The following is a 1,331-nucleotide window of genomic DNA, read 5'->3' as shown; positions in this document are numbered from 1 at the left end:
ATGCGCATCAGTTTATCAGCATCAATGGTTGCGGTTGCTTCTAGCAAAGTCGCACACCCCTATTCACTATCGAATAGCAGGGTGGATTAATTGTCAAAAGAGTAAACCAGTGGGGCTAGGCTATTTGCTGACGATCACGCGCCAGATTTAATTGGTTTGTCTTGATGAGATAAACCGAAAAGTAATTCGCTAACATATTCAAGTTGATTGGCCATAAATCTTAAAGCTTCAGGAAGTGTATTTGTACCGAGCATCCGAGCTAGAGATAGTAAAAATTGTCTGACCATTGCCCAGTTCGCAGGTGCATTGCCACCTCGATGGATGCAGTTATCCTCATTTAGCGTCACATCTTTAACCCAATGCAGCCGATTCTCTATTAACCAATGTCCTCGAATTGCCGACGCAAATTGGCTTGCCGACCAATCCTTACTACTTAAATAATAATGCGTTTCATGGAAATCAACTAACCGACGACGACTTTTTTTGCCTTCCCACCTACTGCCGATTCTTTTGATAGCAATTATATGTTTGACACCAGCCCACGCTGGTAATAACTGAGCAGATACGGGATAAATTGTAGTAGAGCGAGTTGTGGTGCGGCCATGCAAGCGTTCTGAGGTTTGAGCTGAATCGCTCGCACCCACAGATTCGACCAATTTTTGAGCCATTTTAAACAGACTAGATTGATTTTTTTTGAGAGTAATTATGTAGTCATTACCTCCATCAATAATTAACTGAATAGTTTTTTTTGAGTGTGCAGTGCATCAGCAGTAATTACTACTTGAGAACCCGCAAGTTCTTGCACGAGTTCCTCCACAGCTTCGATTTCACTTCGCTGCTGATTTTCCATGACTTTATGTCGGACTACCCACCCGCGATTGTGACTGTACACAGAAACCAGGCTCACAAAATTTTGGTAAGAACTATTACCCCCAACACTTGTGCTTTTGATACTTTTACCATCAATTGCCATCAATTCTCCTGGCGTTCTCGGTAATGTCTGCCCTGCCCATATATTAAAAATGACGGCAATTACCTCAAAATCTAATGAGAGAATGATGTTTCTAAAAGTTGAGTCGCATGGAAAACAAATATCTGGTGGGAGGTTAAAGAGTTTTATCAGAGTTGAGCGATGATTTTTCGTAAATTCAGCTAAGGGCTTATATCCCCAATATCCCGTACAACTGCCCAATAAAATTATCATGAGTATCAGCCATAAGGGATGCCTAATTCCCCTCGGATGTCGGTGGTCAGGTACTGATTTAATTGCTTCAATTAAATTCATTGTTGATGCACTCTGTAGGATAGTCGAGCGCGATCGGATCGAGTCC

Annotated in this window: 1 pseudogene; it reads right to left on the bottom strand. The window is 41.9% G+C overall.

What is annotated here, in order from left to right:
* Nucleotides 1-134: 134 nt before the first annotated feature.
* Nucleotides 135-1,285 (bottom strand): annotated as a pseudogene (locus QUB33_RS29465) (ISAs1 family transposase).
* Nucleotides 1,286-1,331 lie beyond the last annotated feature (46 nt).

This window comes from Microcoleus sp. B3-A4, from assembly GCF_036705385.1.
Classification (GTDB): Bacteria; Cyanobacteriota; Cyanobacteriia; order Cyanobacteriales; family Microcoleaceae; genus Microcoleus.
The sequence above is the reverse complement of the archived record's forward strand: the minus strand, read 5'-3'. Positions and strand labels throughout refer to the sequence as shown.